Genomic DNA, 15,407 nt, shown 5'->3' on the forward strand with positions numbered 1-15,407 from the left:
GGACCCGGCGTCAGCCGAACTGCTGCTCCAGGTCCTTGAGCTTCTGCTCGAGGGTGTCGAGCCGCGGCAGCGCCTGTGTGTCGTCCTCCGCCGTGAGGTCGACGGTCACCGGCGGCTTCGGGTCAGCGCCGCCTTTGACGGCTTGCAGCGAGGGCCGCGCGCGCAGCGGCAGCTGCTCCTGGGAGGGCTGGGTCCCCGGCGATATGGCGGGCTCCGCGCCGCCCTGCGGGGCGCCGCCGCCCGCCGTCACGGCCGGCACCGCCGACGCCTCGGCCTCCGGGGCGTCGGCCCGGCTCAGATACGTGCGGTGCCCGCGGCTGAGCGCCCGCAGCTGCGCGCGCTCCAGCTTCTCGTGCTCGCGCCGCCGCGTCCGCTCCTGGGCCTTCTCCCGCTTGTCCTCGCGCACCTCGTCCACGGCCTCGTCCAGAGTCCGCACGTTCTCCAGGAGCATCAGCGACCAGGCGCTGTACGTCTCCCGGGGCGCGCGCAGCCAGCGGACGATCCGGATCTGCGGCAACGGCCGCGGCACCAGGCCCTGTTCGCGCAGCGCCGCGCGGCGCGTCTGCTTCAGGGCGCGGTCGAAGAGCACCGCCGCCGACAGGGACATCCCCGCGAAGAAGTGCGGCGCGCCCGCGTGGTCGAGGCCGCGCGGGGCGTGCACCCAGTTGAACCAGGCGGCCGCGCCGGCGAACGTCCACACGAGTATGCGCGAGCCGAGCGCGGCGTCGCCGTGGCTGGCCTCGCGCACCGCGAGCACCGAACAGAACATGGCGGCGCCGTCGAGCCCGAAGGGGACGAGGTACTCCCAGCCTCCGGACAGGCTCAGGTTCTGCCGGCCGAAGCCGACCAGGCCGTGGAAGGAGAGTGCGGCGGCGACCGCCGCACAGCAGAACAGGAGCAGATAGGAAGCCGAGCCGTACAGGGCCTCCTTGCGCCTGCGGCGCTCCTCGCTGCGCTCCCACGACTCGTCGGCCGAAGCGCCCTTCTTGCCGTCCCCGGCGCGCCTGCCGCGCGCGAGCACCGCCACCGCCGCCAGCATGCCCAGGAGCAGTACGGCGCCGGGAAGCAGCCAGTCCAGCGATATGTCGGTCAGTCTCATCTGGGGTCCCTTGCGTCGCGATAGGGCTTTTCGGGCGCCATATTGGCCCAGCCGTCCGAGCCCGCAGGGGGGATTCGGGACAAGAGAACGCCATTGGAGTGCAAGGGGGCGCGCAAAATGGCCGTACGCTCGAACTCCCGCCGTGATGCTGAGAGTTGAGTTCGATTTCCGTCACTCGAACGGGTGGTTCGGGTGAGGAGTGGGTGCGGTTCAGGCCGCGGCGGTCGCCGTCAGCTTCGTGACGCGGTCCGCGTCGCAGGTCCGCGGGCAGGTCACGCAGGTGTCCTCGGGGCGCAGCGTGTAGAAGAGGCAGCAGCTCGCCCGGTCGCGGGTCGGCAGCGGCCGGCCGTCGGGTCCGGTCAGCTCGCGGAACGCCGCCTTGCCGACGTACGGCTTGGTCGTGCCCGGCAGCAGCTCGGCCAGTTCGGCCATCGCGCGGCGCTCCTCGCCGAGCAGATGGCCGACGTACCAGAGGCCCTCGACGATCTCGTCCGTCGCCATGCCCCACAGGGCGCGCGGGCCGCGCCGCATCCGGGGGCCGAACCCCTCCAGGACGGGCCGGAGGTGCTCCGCGACCGCCGCCCGGACCTCGGCGCGCAGCGCCTCCTCGTCCGGGACGACCCGGGCGCCGGGCTGCGTCGCCGCCGGGTCGTCGGGCAGGCAGGCGAAATCGGTGACCCGTACGGCCATCCGGCCGAGCGCGCGCTGGAACGAGACGTGCGCGGCGGGAAAGCGGGGGACCCGGCGGTGCAGGAACCAGGGGACCGTGATCAGCAGGCAGGCGGGCCAGGCGTAGCGGTGCAGGCCGAAGCTCGCGACGACGTCGGGGCGGGCCCGCTGCCCGTAGTCCTTGACGACCTGCGCGTCGTCCCAGGCGAGGAACGTGTCCAGCGCAGCGCCGCCCTCGGCGAGCTGCTCCGTGCGGACCCAGCCGGGCTCCGCGGGGAGCGGGGCGACGGCGTCGAGCTCGATGACGCGCAGGCTCGGGAACACCTCGGTGAGACGGGCGTACGCGGTCGAGACCGCGCTGTGCGCCGCGGCGGGCGCCGGGGTGACGAGGGTCATGCAGGGACCACCGAATCACGATCGTTTGCAGGTAAGCCTTACCTTACCCGAAGGTTTCGGGGTTTGAACTGCGGGCCGAGCGCCCTATGGTTCTGGGTTGGGTTCGGACAAATTGGCGAGGAACGGCAAGGAACGGCGGCGAAGCGGATGACCGGGGTCGAGCAGGTCGGGGCGCGTGCGGCGCACGCGTCTCCGGGTGCGCCGGGTTCGCTCGACGGTCGGGAGGCTTCGGCTTCGCCTTTCGCGGAGTCCGCGCCGACCGTGCCGGAGCAGAGCCGGGGTGAGTCCAGCCGGGGCGAGCACACGCACAGCGAGCCGCCCGCGCCCCGGATCGCCCTGCGCGGCACCGTGGAGCGGTCCTCCGTGCGGGGGCAGGTGCTCGACGGGCTGCGGGCCGCGCTGCTCTCCGGCGAACTGGTGCCGGGTGAGGTGTACTCGGCGCCGGCGCTGGGGGAGCGGTTCGGGGTCTCGGCCACGCCCGTGCGGGAGGCCATGCAGCAGCTCGCCCGCGAGGGGGCCGTCGAGGTCGTGCCGAACCGGGGGTTCCGGGTCACGGCACGGACGGCCCGGGAACTCGCGGAGCTGGCGGAGGTGCGGGCGCTCGTCGAGGTGCCGGTGGTGTCGCGGCTGGCCCGCGCGGTGGCGCCCGCGCGGTGGGGCGGGCTGCGTGCCGCCGCGCTGGAGACCGTGGCCGCCGCCCGTGCCGGGGATCTCGCCCGGTACGCCGACGCGGACCGGGCTTTTCATCGGGCGGTACTGGGCCTTTCGGGGAACGAGCAGCTCGTACGGGTCGCGGACGATCTTCGGCGCCGGGTGGTCTGGGCCGGGGTGGACCTGGTCGCTGACGCGGCGCAGCACGTGGCTCTGCTGGACGCGCTGGAGTCCCATGACCTGGCCGCGGTCTCCCTGACCCTGTCTGCCCATTACGGCCCCCACGCCTCCGCGGTCTGACGGGGCCCGTCTGCCGCGTGCCGGTTCGTCGCCGACTGCCGGCCGGTGGGGCTTCTCGCGCAGTTCCCCGCGCCCCTGGAGATGCGCACTTCGTGCGCGATCTCCATCGGGGCGGTGCCCCATCGGGGAAATGCGACGCGAAGCGTCTGCATTTCAGGGGCGCGGGGCTGTGTTGATCTGCGGCTCCGCCGCGGGGCGCGACCAGCCCCCACCGGTCGGTGGGGGCTCGACGAGTAGGGGATGGCGGCGCTGCGCGGACCGGTCAGGCCGCCGCAGGCAGCGCGCTGGCCAGCCATGTCGGGACGCCGCCCAGGAGGCGGAAGAGGCGGGTCGCCTCCTCGCGCAGGCGCGCCTTCGTCTCCGGTTCGGGTTCGGCCTCGGCCAGGGAGACGAGCGCCGGGGCCGTGCCGACGAGGTAGCCGAGTTCCTCACGCAGCCGCAGGGACTCGGCGAAGCCGTGGCGGGCCTCTTTCAGTTCGCCCTCGCGGAGGGAGAGGCCGGCCAGGTGGCGCCAGGTGAAGGACAGGAGCAGCGTGTCGTCGTGGGCGGTGGCACCGGCATGGGCCCGCCGGTACGCCGCCCGCGCCGCCTGCGGCGAATCCGCGAGGTTCTCCGCCATGAGCCCGCGCCGGAAGTCGAGCAGCGCCCGCCGCGCCGCCCCGGGCGCGATCAGCGCGGCCGCCCGCCCGAACGCGGACCGCGCCTCGTCGACCCGGTCGCGTACCTTCAACAGCGTGGCGGCGTAGGCGAGTTGGCCGCGCTCGCAGGCCGCCGCACCCCGCTCCTCGTCCGTCCCGGCCAGCGCCTCCGCGGCCCGCAGTGCGTCCTCCGCGTCCGCCCAGCCCTGCTCCGTGTACAGGCACCGCTCCACGAACAGCGCCGCCCGCTGCAGCGCGGCGCCGGGATCGTCCGCCGCGTGCGGGTCCAGAAGGGCCGCCGCGTCGACCCAGCAGCCGCGCGAGCGCAGCCGCCATACCGCGGTCTGGAGTGGATCGTCCGCTGGGTTCGTTCCGGTACCAGACATGGCGGTATGCGCCACGTTGCCCTCCCCGAGCACGCCATCGAGCCGAGTTGCCGTGGCGGCATCTCAGCACGGATCACGGTGCCCGGCCAAGGGGGTAGGTGAAAGATTTCACAAAGGGGTGGGCTTCCGGACGGGTCCCGTAACCGATAGGGACATGACGTCGTGTCAGCTCATGCGCAGGGCCAGGAAGAAGTCCAGCTTGTCCTCCAGGCGGGAAAGATCACGGTTCGTCAGTTGCTCGATCCGGCCCACGCGGTAGCGCAGCGTGTTCACGTGCAGGTGGAGACGGGAGGCGCAGCGCGTCCAGGAGCCGTCGCAGTCGAGGAACGCCTCGAGGGTCGGGATGAGCTCGGCGCGGTGCTTGCGGTCGTACTCGCGCAGCGGGTCGAGCAGCCGGGCCGTGAACGCGCGCCGCACGTCGTCCGGCACGAACGGCAGCAGCAGGACGTGCGAGGCCAGCTCCTGGTGCCCGGCCGCGCAGACAAGGCCCGTACGGGCCGCCGCGACACGGCGGGCGTGCCGGGCCTCCTCCAGGGCGCCGCGCAGCCCCTCGGCCGAGTGCACGGCCGCGCTGACGCCGATGGTGAGCCGCCCGTCGTCCGCGAGTCCCGCCGAGAGGGGATCCCGTACGGCCGTCAGCAGCGCGTCCGCGATGAGGCCCTGCTCGGCGCCGTCGTCGGTGGGCACGGCGGGCAGCGGGACCAGGGCGATCGCCTCGTCGCCGCTGTGCGCGACCGCGATCCGGTCGGAGGGCTCGGGGCCCGCCGACAGCGGGTCGACGAGGATCTCCTCGAGCAGCGACTGGGCCACCTGGCCACCCTCGAGATCGCTGTCCTGCCACTCGACACGGGCCACGACGACCTGCCAGTGCGGGGCGGTCCCGAGCCCCGGCAGGAGCACCGGCGCGGCCACCCGCAGGCGGGCCGCGATCTCGGCGGGCGCCGCGCCCGTCTGCACCAGCTCCAGGACCTCCTGGGCGAGCCGGCGCCGCACGGTGCGCGCCGCGTCCCGCCGGTCCCGCTCGACGGAGATCAGCTGGGTGACGCCCTGCAGCAGGTCGAGCCGCTCGTCGGGCCAGTCGCCCGCGTCCGCCTCGACGGCGAGCAGCCAGTCCGAGAGCACCGTCGCCCGCACGTCCCGCCCGCCGGACGCGCCGACAGCTCCCCGGCCGCCCCGGATCGGGAACAGCGAGTACGTCGTGCCGTCGATCGTCACCCGGTGCGGAGCGCGCCGGCCCGCCCGGGTCGCCGACAGGTGCTCGGCGGCCAGCCGCGCGCACACGGACGCCGGCAGCTCGGGCGCGGCCGCGCCGGCGCCCGCGATGGCCCGCCCGGCGGGGGAGAGCACCCAGGCGTTCAGGTCCAGGTCGCTGCCCAGCAGGTCCAGGACCACGTCCGGGCCGCCGCCCGCCGGGCCCGAGGTCATCAGGCGCCGGTGCCGGTCCACGACGGCCGCGAGGTCGCCGGCCCGCTCGCCGGACACCTGCCGCACGACGTGCTCGGTGATGGTCGCGAACGCCACCGACTCGTTCACCGCGAACAGCGGCAGCCGGTGCCGGGCGCAGGCCTGCACCAGGTCCTCCGGCACATCGCCCAGCTCGGCCTCGCCCGCCGCCAGGGCGACGACTCCGGCAGACTGGAGAATGCGCACGAACGGCTCGGAATCGTCGGGCCCGCGCCGCCAGGCCAGGCCCGTGAGCACCAGCTCGCCGCCGGACAGATAGCGGCTCGGATCGCGCAGATCCGTGGTCATCACGCCGCGGACCGAGCGGTCCAGCTCGTCCTCGCCGCCGAGGAGCCTGAGGCCCAGCGCGTCCGTGTCCAGCAATGCGCGCAGCCGCATGTCGTCGTCGCCGCCGATCTGTCTCGAAGTGATGCCTTCCCAGGTCCGCAGCCTGTGCCCACGGTGTCCGGAGGAAGTCGGAGGGGTTACTGATGTGCTCCGTTCATACGAATCTACAAGACACCTGTCGTGGTCAGCCAACTCCTTCATGGTTTCCGTGACTGACCCTGGCGGAGCACGCGGCGGTGTACTGGGGCCACTCCACGTGAACAGCACATGAACGAGCCCCTGCGATCCGCACATCCCGTGGCTCGAACGCAGCGCACACGATCCACGCACCGCACGATCCACGAACGAGACCCAGAAGAGAGCCACTCATGGACTTCCTTCGCCCCGCCAGCTGGGAGGAGGCGCTCGCCGCCAAGGCCGAGCACCCCACAGCCGTGCCGATTGCGGGTGGCACCGATGTGATGGTCGAGATCAACTTCGACCACCGCCGCCCCGAGTACCTCCTCGACCTCAACCGCATCGGTGAGCTCGGCGAGTGGGAGGTGGGCGAGGGACCTCAGGGCACCGTACGGCTCGGCGCCTCCGTCCCGTACACCAAGATCATGGAGAACCTGCGGACCGAGCTGCCGGGTCTGGCGCTCGCCTCGCACACGGTCGCCTCCCCGCAGATCCGCAACCGCGGCGGCGTCGGCGGCAACCTCGGCACCGCCTCCCCGGCCGGTGACGCCCACCCGGCCCTGCTCGCCTCCGGCTGCGAGGTCGAGGTCGAGTCGGTGCGCGGCAGCCGCATGATCCCGATCGACGAGTTCTACACCGGCGTGAAGCGCAACGCGCTCGCCCCCGACGAGCTGATCCGCGCCGTCCACCTCCCCAAGGCCGACGGCCCGCAGCAGTACTCCAAGGTCGGCACGCGCAACGCGATGGTGATCGCCGTGTGCGCCTTCGGCCTCGCGGTCCACCCCGAGACGCGCACCGTGCGTACCGGCATCGGCTCGGCGGCCCCGACCCCGATCCGCGCCAAGGACGCCGAGCAGTTCCTGAACGCGGCGCTCGACGAGGGCGGCTTCTGGGACAACGGCAAGATCATCACCCCGTCGGTCGCCAAGCAGTTCGCGGACCTGTGCTCCGCCGCCTGCAACCCGATCGACGACGTCCGCGGCACCGCCTCGTACCGCCGGCACGCGGTCGGCATCATGGCCCGCCGCACGCTCACCTGGGCCTGGGAGGCCTACCGCGGCAACGGCGGCAGCACCATCGAGAAGGGGAGTGTCGCGTAATGCGCGTCAATTTCACGGTCAACGGCCGTCCGCAGGAAGCCGACGACGTGTGGGAGGGCGAGTCCCTGCTCTACGTCCTGCGCGAGCGCATGGGCCTGCCCGGCTCCAAGAACGCCTGTGAGCAGGGCGAGTGCGGTTCCTGCACCGTCCGCCTCGACGGCGTCCCCGTCTGTTCCTGCCTCGTGGCCGCCGGCCAGGTCGAGGGCCGCGACGTCGTCACCGTCGAGGGCCTCGCCGACTTCGCGGCGCAGCGCTCCTGCGGCTCCCACGAGGGCGGCGCCTGCGGCACGTCCCTCCAGGAGGCCCAGGGCTGGTCCGCCAAGGGCACCGACTCGCAGACCGGTGAGGGCGCCGAACTGGCCCCCATCCAGCAGGCGTTCATCGACGCCGGCGCCGTCCAGTGCGGCTTCTGCACCCCGGGCCTGCTCGTCGCCGCCGACGAGATGCTGGAGCGCAACCCCAACCCGTCGGACGCGGACATCCGCGAGGCCCTCTCCGGCAACCTGTGCCGCTGCACGGGCTACGAGAAGATCATGGACGCGGTCCGGCTCGCCGCCGCGCGCCAGTCCGAGGAGGTCTGAGGACATGGCTGACACCCGTACCACCGGTATCCCCGCGGACGTCACGCAGGGGTCGCACACCAAGGGCGGCATCGGCGAGTCCACGCTCCGCCCGGACGGCACCCTCAAGGTCACCGGCGAGTTCGCGTACTCGTCCGACATGTGGCACGAGGACATGCTGTGGGGCCAGGTGCTGCGCTCCCCGGTCGCGCACGCCGAGATCGTCTCGATCGACACCGGCGAGGCCCTCGCCACCTCCGGCGTCTACGCCGTCCTCACGTACGACGACCTGCCGACGGACGTGAAGAACTACGGCCTGGAGATCCAGGACACGCCCGTCCTCGCGCACGGCAAGGTCCGCCACCACGGCGAGCCCGTCGCGATCGTCGCCGCCGACCACCCGGAGACCGCGCGCCGCGCCGCCGCCAAGATCAAGGTCGAGTACCGAGAGCTGCCCGTCATCACCGACGAGGCCTCCGCGACCGCGCCGGACGCGATCCTCGTCCACGAGGGCCGCGACGACCACCACTCCGGGCACGTCCCGCACCCGAACATCGTGCACCGCCAGCCCATCGTGCGCGGCGACGCCGACGCGGCCGCGCAGCGCGCCGACGTCATCGTCAAGGGCGAGTACACCTTCGGCATGCAGGACCAGGCCTTCCTCGGCCCCGAGTCCGGCCTCGCCGTGCCGTCCGAGGACGGCGGCGTCGACCTGTACGTCGCCACCCAGTGGCTGCACTCGGACCTCAAGCAGATCGCCCCGGTCCTCGGCCTGCCCGAGGAGAAGGTCCGCATGACGCTCTCCGGCGTCGGTGGTGCCTTCGGCGGCCGCGAGGACATCTCGATGCAGATCCACGCGTGCCTGCTCGCCCTGCGCACCGGCAAGCCCGTGAAGATCGTCTACAACCGCTTCGAGTCCTTCTTCGGACACGTCCACCGCCACCCCGCCAAGCTCTACTACGAGCACGGGGCGACCAAGGACGGCAAGCTCACGCACATGAAGTGCAAGATCGTCCTGGACGGCGGCGCCTACGCCTCCGCCTCCCCGGCGGTCGTCGGCAATGCCTCGTCCCTGTCGGTCGGCCCGTACGTGATCGACGACGTCGACATCGAGGCGATCGCCCTCTACTCGAACAACCCGCCCTGCGGCGCCATGCGCGGCTTCGGCGCGGTCCAGGCCTGCTTCGCCTACGAGGCCCAGATGGACAAGCTGGCCGACAAGCTGGGCATGGACCGGGTCGAGTTCCGGCAGCTGAACGCCATGGAGCAGGGCACGCTCATGCCGACGGGCCAGCCCGTCGACTCGCCCGCCCCGGTCGCCGAACTGCTGCGCCGCATCAAGGCGATGCCGCTGCCGCCCGAGCGCCAGTGGGAGTCCAGCGAGGGCGCCGACGTGCGCCAGCTGCCCGGCGGTCTGTCCAACACCACGCACGGCGAGGGCGTCGTCCGCGGCATCGGCTACGCCGTCGGCATCAAGAACGTCGGCTTCTCCGAGGGCTTCGACGACTACTCCACCGCCAAGGTGCGCATGGAGGTCATCAACGGCGAGGCCGTCGCCACCGTGCACACCGCGATGGCCGAGGTCGGCCAGGGCGGCGTCACCGTCCACGCGCAGATCGCCCGCACCGAGCTGGGCGTCACGCAGGTGACCATCCACCCCGCCGACACCCAGGTCGGCTCGGCCGGCTCGACGTCCGCCTCGCGTCAGACGTACGTGACCGGCGGCGCCGTCAAGAACGCCTGCGAGCTGGTGCGCGAGAAGGTCCTGGAGATCGGCCGCCGCAAGCTCGGCACCTACCACCCGGCGTGGGCCACCGCCGAACTCCTCCTGGAGGGCGGCAAGGTCGTCACCGACGGCGGCGAGGTCCTCGCGGACCTGGTCGACGTCCTGGAGGACGAGGTCGTCGAGCTGGAGGAGGAGTGGCGCCACCGGCCCACCGAGGCCTTCGACCTGCGCACCGGGCAGGGCAACGGGCACGTCCAGTACTCGTTCGCCGCGCACCGCGCCGTCGTCGAGGTCGACACCGAGCTCGGCCTGGTCAAGGTCATCGAACTGGCCTGCGCCCAGGACGTCGGCAAGGCGCTCAACCCGCTCTCCGTGGTCGGCCAGATCCAGGGCGGCACCACCCAGGGCCTCGGCGTCGCGGTGATGGAAGAGATCATCGTCGACCCGAAGACCGCCAAGGTCAGGAACCCGTCCTTCACGGACTACCTGATCCCCACGATCCTCGACACGCCGACCATCCCGGTCGACGTGCTCGAACTCGCCGACGAGCACGCCCCGTACGGGCTGCGCGGCATCGGTGAGGCTCCCACCCTGTCGTCCACCCCGGCCGTCCTCGCGGCGATCCGGAACGCGACGGGTCTCGCGCTCGACCGGACCCCGGTCCGTCCCGAGCACCTGACGGGCACGGTCTCCGCCTGATCCGTCGGCCGGTCCGGCCCCCGCGGGGGCCGGACCGGTGAACCCCTGAAGGACCAGGAAGAACCCAGTCCTCCAGAACCCTTTGCGCCTCGGGCCGTCCCCCGGGTCGTGCAGCCATCCCAAAACCCGCCTGAATACGTGTATTTCGCGGGTGCCCCTTTGAACCTTGGGAAACGAGGCACCATGACCCAGCAGTCTGTGGAGCCGAAGACCACCGCCGACGACGCGGGCGCGGGTACGCGCCAGCCCGCCGGCAGGTCTTGGCTCGACCGGTACTTCCACATATCCGAACGAGGATCCTCCGTCGCACGCGAAGTGCGCGGTGGCGTCACGACCTTCATGGCCATGGCGTACATCCTGCTGCTCAACCCGCTGATCCTGTCGGGCAAGGACGCCGCCGGTGACACCCTGGGCCAGAAGGCCCTGATCACCGCGACCGCCTTCGCCGCGGCGTTCACCACGCTCCTCATGGGCTTCGTCGGCAAGGTGCCGCTCGCGCTCGCCGCCGGTCTGTCCGTCTCCGGTGTGATCTCCTCGCAGGTCGCCCCCCAGATGACCTGGCCGCAGGCCATGGGCATGTGCGTAATGTACGGCGTCGTGATCATGCTCCTGGTCGTCACCGGCCTCCGCGAGATGATCATGAACGCGATCCCGCTCGCGCTCAAGCACGGCATCACCATGGGCATCGGGCTCTTCATCGCCCTGATCGGCCTCTACAAGTCCGGCTTCGTGCACGTCGGCAAGGCCACCCCGCTCACCCTCGGCCCCGCGGGCGAACTCGCCGGCTGGCCCGTCCTGCTCTTCGCGGGCACGCTCCTCCTGATCTTCATGCTGCAGGCGCGCAACACCCCCGGCGCGATCCTGATCGGCATCGTCTCCGGCACCGTCGTCGCGATGATCCTCAACGCGACCGGTGTCATCAGCCCCAAGCAGTGGGCCAACGGAGCGCCCGAACTGCACGGCAGCGCCGTCTCCACCCCGGACTTCTCGCTCTTCGGCAAGGTCGAGTTCGGCGGCTGGGGCGAGGTCGGCGCCATGACGGTCGGCATGATCGTCTTCACCCTGGTGCTCGCCGGCTTCTTCGACGCGATGGCCACCATCATCGGCGTCGGCACCGAGGCCAAGCTCGCCGACGACAAGGGCCGGATGCCGGGCCTGTCCAAGGCGCTGTTCATCGACGGCGCGGGCGGCGCCATCGGCGGTGTGGCGGGCGGCTCCGGCCAGACCGTCTTCGTCGAGTCCGCCACCGGCGTCGGCGAGGGAGCCCGCACGGGTCTCGCCTCCGCCGTCACCGGACTGTTCTTCGCGGCCTGCCTGTTCTTCACGCCCGTCACCGCGATCGTCCCGCAGGAGGTCGCGTCCGCCGCGCTCGTCGTCATCGGCGCCATGATGATGATGAACGCCCGGCACGTCGACTGGGCCGACCGCGCCACCGCGATCCCGGTGTTCCTCACCGTGGTCCTGATGCCCTTCACGTACACCATCACCACCGGTGTCGCCGCGGGCGTCATCTCCTGGGTCGCCATCAAGATCGCCCAGGGCAGGGCGCGGGAGATCGGGGCCTTCATGTGGGGCCTGACCGTGATCTTCCTCGTGTACTTCGCCCTCAACCCGATCGAGGGCTGGCTCGGCGTCCACTGACGCCCGCCGCCCCTTCCACGTCATCGCCGAAGGAGACCGAGACATGCTGGACATCGCGGCAGAACTCAGCCGATGGGCCGAGCAGGGACGCGAGTTCGCCGTGGCCACCGTGGTGGCCGTCGGCGGCAGCGCGCCCCGGCAGCCCGGCGCGGCGCTCGCCGTCGACACCGAGGGCACCGCGATCGGTTCGGTCTCCGGCGGCTGTGTGGAAGGGGCGGTCTACGAGCTGTGCCAGGAGGCGCTCGAGGACGGGGTCACCCGCCTGGAGCGCTTCGGGTACAGCGACGACGACGCCTTCGCCGTGGGTCTGACCTGCGGCGGCGTCATCGACATCCTCGTCACGCCGGTACGCGCCGGGGACCCGGCGCTGCGCGACGTGGTCGAGGCCGCTCTGAGGACCGCCGCCTCGGCGGAGGCGGCGGCCCTCGCCCGGATCGTCGAGGGGCCGGCCGACCTGCTCGGCCGCGCCCTGCTCGTCCGGCCCGACGGCACGTACGACGGCGGTTTCGGCGCCCATCCCGAGCTCGACCGCACCGTCGCCGCCGAAGCCGGTGCCTATCTCGACGCCGGCCGCACCGGCACCCTGGAGATCGGCGAACAGGGCTCGCGCTGCGGCGCCCCGCTCACCCTCCTCGTGGAGTCCTCGGTCCCGCCCCCGCGCATGATCGTCTTCGGCGCCATCGACTTCGCCTCCGCGCTCGTACGCATGGGCAAGTTCCTCGGCTACCACGTCACCGTCTGCGACGCCCGGCCCGTCTTCGCGACCGCCGCGCGCTTCCCCGAGGCCGACGAACTCGTCGTCGAATGGCCCCACCAATACCTCGAGCGCACCGAGGTCGACAGCCGCACCGTGCTCTGCGTCCTCACCCACGACGCCAAGTTCGACGTGCCGCTCCTCGAACTCGCGCTGCGCCTGCCCGTCGCCTACGTCGGCGCGATGGGCTCGCGCCGCACCCACCTCGACCGCAACGAGCGCCTGCGCGAGGTCGGCGTCACCGAACTGGACCTGGCCCGCCTGCGCTCCCCGATCGGCCTCGACCTCGGCGCCCGCACGCCGGAAGAGGTGGCCGTCTCCATAGCCTCGGAGATCGTCGCGAACCGCCGCGGCGGCACGGGCGCCTCCCTGACGGGCGCCCACACCCCGATCCACCACGACCCGACCGAGCCCCGCCACATCGACTCGGCGGCCTGAGCACGTCCGTGCGGGCCACGCCGGAGCGGCCGGCGCCGTAGGCGGCGAACGCCGTCGCCGGGTGCCGCGTCGTCGTGGCTGGTCGCGCAGTTCCCCGCGCCCCTCACGGGGCGCGTTCCGCCCCGCGCCCCTCACGGGGCGCGTTCCGCCCCGCGCCCCTCACGGGGCGCGTTCCGCCCCGCGCCCTGACCAGGCGCGGGGCGTCAACTCATGTCGGACAGCAGGGCGTTCAGCGCCCGGCCGAAGACCAGGCGGCCCGCCGCGGCCAGGAGCGGGTCCGCCACGGCCGGTACCCCGCGCACCCGCAGCTCCTCCCGCCACTCCACCCTCGCTCCGCCGCCCGCCAGGGCCCGTACCTCGAACTCGGCCCAGCCCGCCACCACCCGGCCCCGCTTCTCCATGCGGCAGCGGCGCGGCGGCTGCCAGGCGACGAGTTCCATCGGGTCGTCGAAGGCGAAGCGCGGGCCGAGGCCGGTGCGGGCCACGAAGACCGTGCCGGCGGCGGTCGGGGGCGGGGTGAGGACGGTGACCCGGGTCAGCGGCACCACCGTGCCGTGCCGCTCCCAGTCGGTGATCCGGCGCCAGGCCTCGGCGGGGGAAAGCGGCGTTTCGCGGACGATCCGGATATCGGCGGCCATGGCGCGATGGTAAACGGGCCGCGCCCGGTGAGCTGCGCCACGCCCGTGAACGGGTGAGCGTGTCGCGTGGCGGGGCATCAACTCGCGGGCGCCTACGATCAGTTATGTAAACGATCATGAAGCAAGCCAGGCCGGGCGCCCCGCAGTCGAAACGCCCGCCCGCCACGCCCCCACAGGAGCAGACACCTCATGACCGCACCCGTCACCCCCACCGTCCTCGACCCCGCGGGCCGCGACCTGCACGCCGAGAACGACCGGCTGCGCGCCGCGCACCCCTGCGCCGCCCTGCTCGAACTGCCCGGCGGCATACGGGCCTGGGCCCCCACCTCGTACGAGGTCCTCAAGGGACTGCTCGCCGACGCGCGCGTGTCCAAGGACCCGAACCGGCACTGGCCCGAGTGGATCGCGGGCGAGCACCGCCAGTCCTGGATCGTCAACTGGGTCGGCGTCTCCAACATGTTCAACGCCTACGGCACCGACCACCGCCGGCTGCGCACCCTGATCGCGCCCGCCTTCACCAAGCGCCGCACCGATGTCCTGCGCCCGCGGATCGAGCAGATCGCGGGCGAGCTGCTCGACGCCATGGCGGCGGCCCCCGACGGCCGCGCCGACCTGCGCTCCGCGTACGCGCACCCGCTGCCGATGCAGGTCATCTGCGAACTGTTCGGCGTGCCCGAGGAGCAGCGGGCCGACGCCGCCCGGCTCGTCGCCGGGATCATGGACACCACGGTGACGCCCGAACAGGCCCTCGCCATCCTCCAGGGGGTGCAGCAGCTCCTCGGCGCCCTCGTCGAGGCCAAGCGCGCGCAGCCCGGCGACGACCTCACCAGCGCCCTCATCGCCACCCGTGACGACGCGGGCTCGGGCCTGACCGAGCAGGAGCTGATCGACACCCTCCTGCTCGTCATCGGCGCGGGCCACGAGACGACCGTGAACCTCGTCGGGAACGCGGCGCAGGCCCTGCTCACCCACCCCGAGCAGCTCGCCCGGGTCCGCTCCGGCGAGATCCCGTGGAGCGAGGTCATCGAGGAGACCCTGCGCTGGGCCCCCTCGATCGCCAACCTCCCGCTGCGCTACGCCGTCGAGGACATCTACCTGCCCGACGGCACCCGGATCGCCGCCGGCGAGGCCATCCTCGCCTCGTACGCGGCGGCCGGCCGCGACCCGCGCCGGCACGGCCCCGACGCGGACCGCTTCGACATCGCCCGCGCCGACAAGGAGCACCTCGCCTTCGGTCACGGCGTCCACTTCTGCCTCGGCGCCCCGCTGGCCCGCCTGGAGGCGACGATCGCCCTGCCGGCCCTCTTCGACCGCTTCCCCGGCCTCGCCCTGGAGGACGGTGCCACGCACGTCGAGTCGTTCATCGGTTACGGGTACGGGAGCCTGCCGGTGCGGCTGAATTGACATGCTCCTCGCCCTGAAGGGAGAGGATTCTGGCCTTCCCTGACCGGAGACTGTGCACGCTACGCGGCACAGTTTCCGGTCGGGAACCCGTGGCTTCCTGTTTCTTCGCGCTGTGCCGGGATCGCTCCCGGTCTTACCGGCGCTCCGCAGGCCGATACCGCCAGTCCGGCGGCCTGTTTGATGTTGAGTGCGGCGTTGGTGTCCCGGTCGTGCCGGGCGTCGCAGGCGGCACAGGTCCATTCCCTCACGTTCAGGGGTTTGGGTCCGTCTTCGGCGCCGCAGGTGGAGCAGGTCTGGGAGGTCGGCTCGAACCGGCCGATCTTCACCAGGACGCGGCCGT

At 72.5% G+C, this 15,407-nt stretch carries 13 protein-coding genes; 7 read left to right on the forward strand and 6 right to left on the reverse strand.

Annotated elements, in window-relative coordinates:
• Nucleotides 1-10 precede the first annotated feature (10 nt).
• Together ACIBTU_RS39070 and ACIBTU_RS39075 are read right to left on the reverse strand one after the other, a co-directional pair.
• Nucleotides 11-1,099 (reverse strand): DUF2637 domain-containing protein, encoded by a 1,089-nt coding sequence (locus ACIBTU_RS39070; protein ID WP_399131549.1) that lies wholly within the window; start codon nucleotides 1,097-1,099, stop codon nucleotides 11-13.
• 210 nt (nucleotides 1,100-1,309) lie between these two features.
• On the reverse strand, nucleotides 1,310-2,164 hold the full coding sequence (locus ACIBTU_RS39075; protein WP_399131550.1) for a (2Fe-2S)-binding protein: 855 nt from the start codon (nucleotides 2,162-2,164) through the stop codon (nucleotides 1,310-1,312).
• 147 nt (nucleotides 2,165-2,311) lie between these two features.
• Between ACIBTU_RS39075 and ACIBTU_RS39080 the strand changes: the two genes are divergently transcribed.
• Complete coding sequence (locus tag ACIBTU_RS39080) at nucleotides 2,312-3,115, forward strand: GntR family transcriptional regulator (protein WP_399131551.1); 804 nt, start codon at nucleotides 2,312-2,314, stop codon at nucleotides 3,113-3,115.
• 262 nt (nucleotides 3,116-3,377) lie between these two features.
• On the opposite strand, the gene ACIBTU_RS39085 is transcribed toward ACIBTU_RS39080, so the two are convergent.
• Together ACIBTU_RS39085 and ACIBTU_RS39090 are read right to left on the reverse strand one after the other, a co-directional pair.
• Nucleotides 3,378-4,154: a hypothetical protein gene (locus tag ACIBTU_RS39085; protein WP_399131552.1), complete on the reverse strand. Its 777-nt coding sequence runs from the start codon at nucleotides 4,152-4,154 to the stop codon at nucleotides 3,378-3,380.
• A gap of 150 nt (nucleotides 4,155-4,304) precedes the next feature.
• Nucleotides 4,305-5,981: a PucR family transcriptional regulator gene (locus ACIBTU_RS39090; RefSeq protein ID WP_399131553.1), complete on the reverse strand. Its 1,677-nt coding sequence runs from the start codon at nucleotides 5,979-5,981 to the stop codon at nucleotides 4,305-4,307.
• 317 nt (nucleotides 5,982-6,298) lie between these two features.
• On the opposite strand from ACIBTU_RS39090, the gene ACIBTU_RS39095 reads away from it, so the two are divergent.
• From ACIBTU_RS39095 to ACIBTU_RS39115, 5 genes are all read left to right on the forward strand, one after another.
• Nucleotides 6,299-7,207: an FAD binding domain-containing protein gene (locus tag ACIBTU_RS39095; protein WP_399131554.1), complete on the forward strand. Its 909-nt coding sequence runs from the start codon at nucleotides 6,299-6,301 to the stop codon at nucleotides 7,205-7,207.
• Nucleotides 7,207-7,788, forward strand: coding sequence for a (2Fe-2S)-binding protein (locus tag ACIBTU_RS39100; protein WP_399131555.1), 582 nt, complete (start codon nucleotides 7,207-7,209; stop codon nucleotides 7,786-7,788). Before ACIBTU_RS39095 ends, ACIBTU_RS39100 begins: the two co-directional genes overlap by 1 nt.
• Nucleotides 7,789-7,792: 4 nt before the next feature.
• On the forward strand, nucleotides 7,793-10,192 hold the full coding sequence (locus tag ACIBTU_RS39105; protein WP_399131556.1) for a xanthine dehydrogenase family protein molybdopterin-binding subunit: 2,400 nt from the start codon (nucleotides 7,793-7,795) through the stop codon (nucleotides 10,190-10,192).
• 183 nt (nucleotides 10,193-10,375) lie between these two features.
• A complete protein-coding gene (locus ACIBTU_RS39110) occupies nucleotides 10,376-11,833 on the forward strand; it encodes an NCS2 family permease (RefSeq protein WP_399131557.1) in 1,458 nt (485 codons plus the stop codon).
• Between the two features lie 43 nt (nucleotides 11,834-11,876).
• Nucleotides 11,877-13,025: an XdhC family protein gene (locus ACIBTU_RS39115; RefSeq protein WP_399131558.1), complete on the forward strand. Its 1,149-nt coding sequence runs from the start codon at nucleotides 11,877-11,879 to the stop codon at nucleotides 13,023-13,025.
• 203 nt (nucleotides 13,026-13,228) lie between these two features.
• On the opposite strand, the gene ACIBTU_RS39120 is transcribed toward ACIBTU_RS39115, so the two are convergent.
• Nucleotides 13,229-13,663 (reverse strand): SRPBCC family protein, encoded by a 435-nt coding sequence (locus ACIBTU_RS39120; protein WP_399131559.1) that lies wholly within the window; start codon nucleotides 13,661-13,663, stop codon nucleotides 13,229-13,231.
• 189 nt (nucleotides 13,664-13,852) lie between these two features.
• Between ACIBTU_RS39120 and ACIBTU_RS39125 the strand changes: the two genes are divergently transcribed.
• Nucleotides 13,853-15,067, forward strand: coding sequence for a cytochrome P450 (locus tag ACIBTU_RS39125; RefSeq protein WP_399131560.1), 1,215 nt, complete (start codon nucleotides 13,853-13,855; stop codon nucleotides 15,065-15,067).
• 59 nt (nucleotides 15,068-15,126) lie between these two features.
• Here the strand turns inward: ACIBTU_RS39125 and ACIBTU_RS39130 are convergent.
• The coding region (locus ACIBTU_RS39130) for a zinc ribbon domain-containing protein (protein WP_399131561.1) at nucleotides 15,127-15,407 on the reverse strand (281 nt) is incomplete at its 5' end.

Source organism: Streptomyces sp. NPDC050145, assembly GCF_044460245.1.
GTDB lineage: Bacteria > Actinomycetota > Actinomycetes > Streptomycetales > Streptomycetaceae > Streptomyces.

What these genes read in the sequence shown, in the direction of transcription:
- ACIBTU_RS39090 (WP_399131553.1), bottom strand. Translation starts at nt 5,981, where the DNA reads ATGCGGCTGCGCGCATTGCTGGACACGGACGCGCTGGGCCTCAGGCTC.
- ACIBTU_RS39105 (WP_399131556.1), top strand. Translation starts at nt 7,793, where the DNA reads ATGGCTGACACCCGTACCACCGGTATCCCCGCGGACGTCACGCAGGGG.
- ACIBTU_RS39100 (WP_399131555.1), top strand. Translation starts at nt 7,207, where the DNA reads ATGCGCGTCAATTTCACGGTCAACGGCCGTCCGCAGGAAGCCGACGAC.
- ACIBTU_RS39075 (WP_399131550.1), bottom strand. Translation starts at nt 2,164, where the DNA reads ATGACCCTCGTCACCCCGGCGCCCGCCGCGGCGCACAGCGCGGTCTCG.
- ACIBTU_RS39080 (WP_399131551.1), top strand. Translation starts at nt 2,312, where the DNA reads ATGACCGGGGTCGAGCAGGTCGGGGCGCGTGCGGCGCACGCGTCTCCG.
- ACIBTU_RS39120 (WP_399131559.1), bottom strand. Translation starts at nt 13,663, where the DNA reads ATGGCCGCCGATATCCGGATCGTCCGCGAAACGCCGCTTTCCCCCGCC.
- ACIBTU_RS39115 (WP_399131558.1), top strand. Translation starts at nt 11,877, where the DNA reads ATGCTGGACATCGCGGCAGAACTCAGCCGATGGGCCGAGCAGGGACGC.
- ACIBTU_RS39125 (WP_399131560.1), top strand. Translation starts at nt 13,853, where the DNA reads ATGACCGCACCCGTCACCCCCACCGTCCTCGACCCCGCGGGCCGCGAC.
- ACIBTU_RS39110 (WP_399131557.1), top strand. Translation starts at nt 10,376, where the DNA reads ATGACCCAGCAGTCTGTGGAGCCGAAGACCACCGCCGACGACGCGGGC.
- ACIBTU_RS39095 (WP_399131554.1), top strand. Translation starts at nt 6,299, where the DNA reads ATGGACTTCCTTCGCCCCGCCAGCTGGGAGGAGGCGCTCGCCGCCAAG.
- ACIBTU_RS39070 (WP_399131549.1), bottom strand. Translation starts at nt 1,099, where the DNA reads ATGAGACTGACCGACATATCGCTGGACTGGCTGCTTCCCGGCGCCGTA.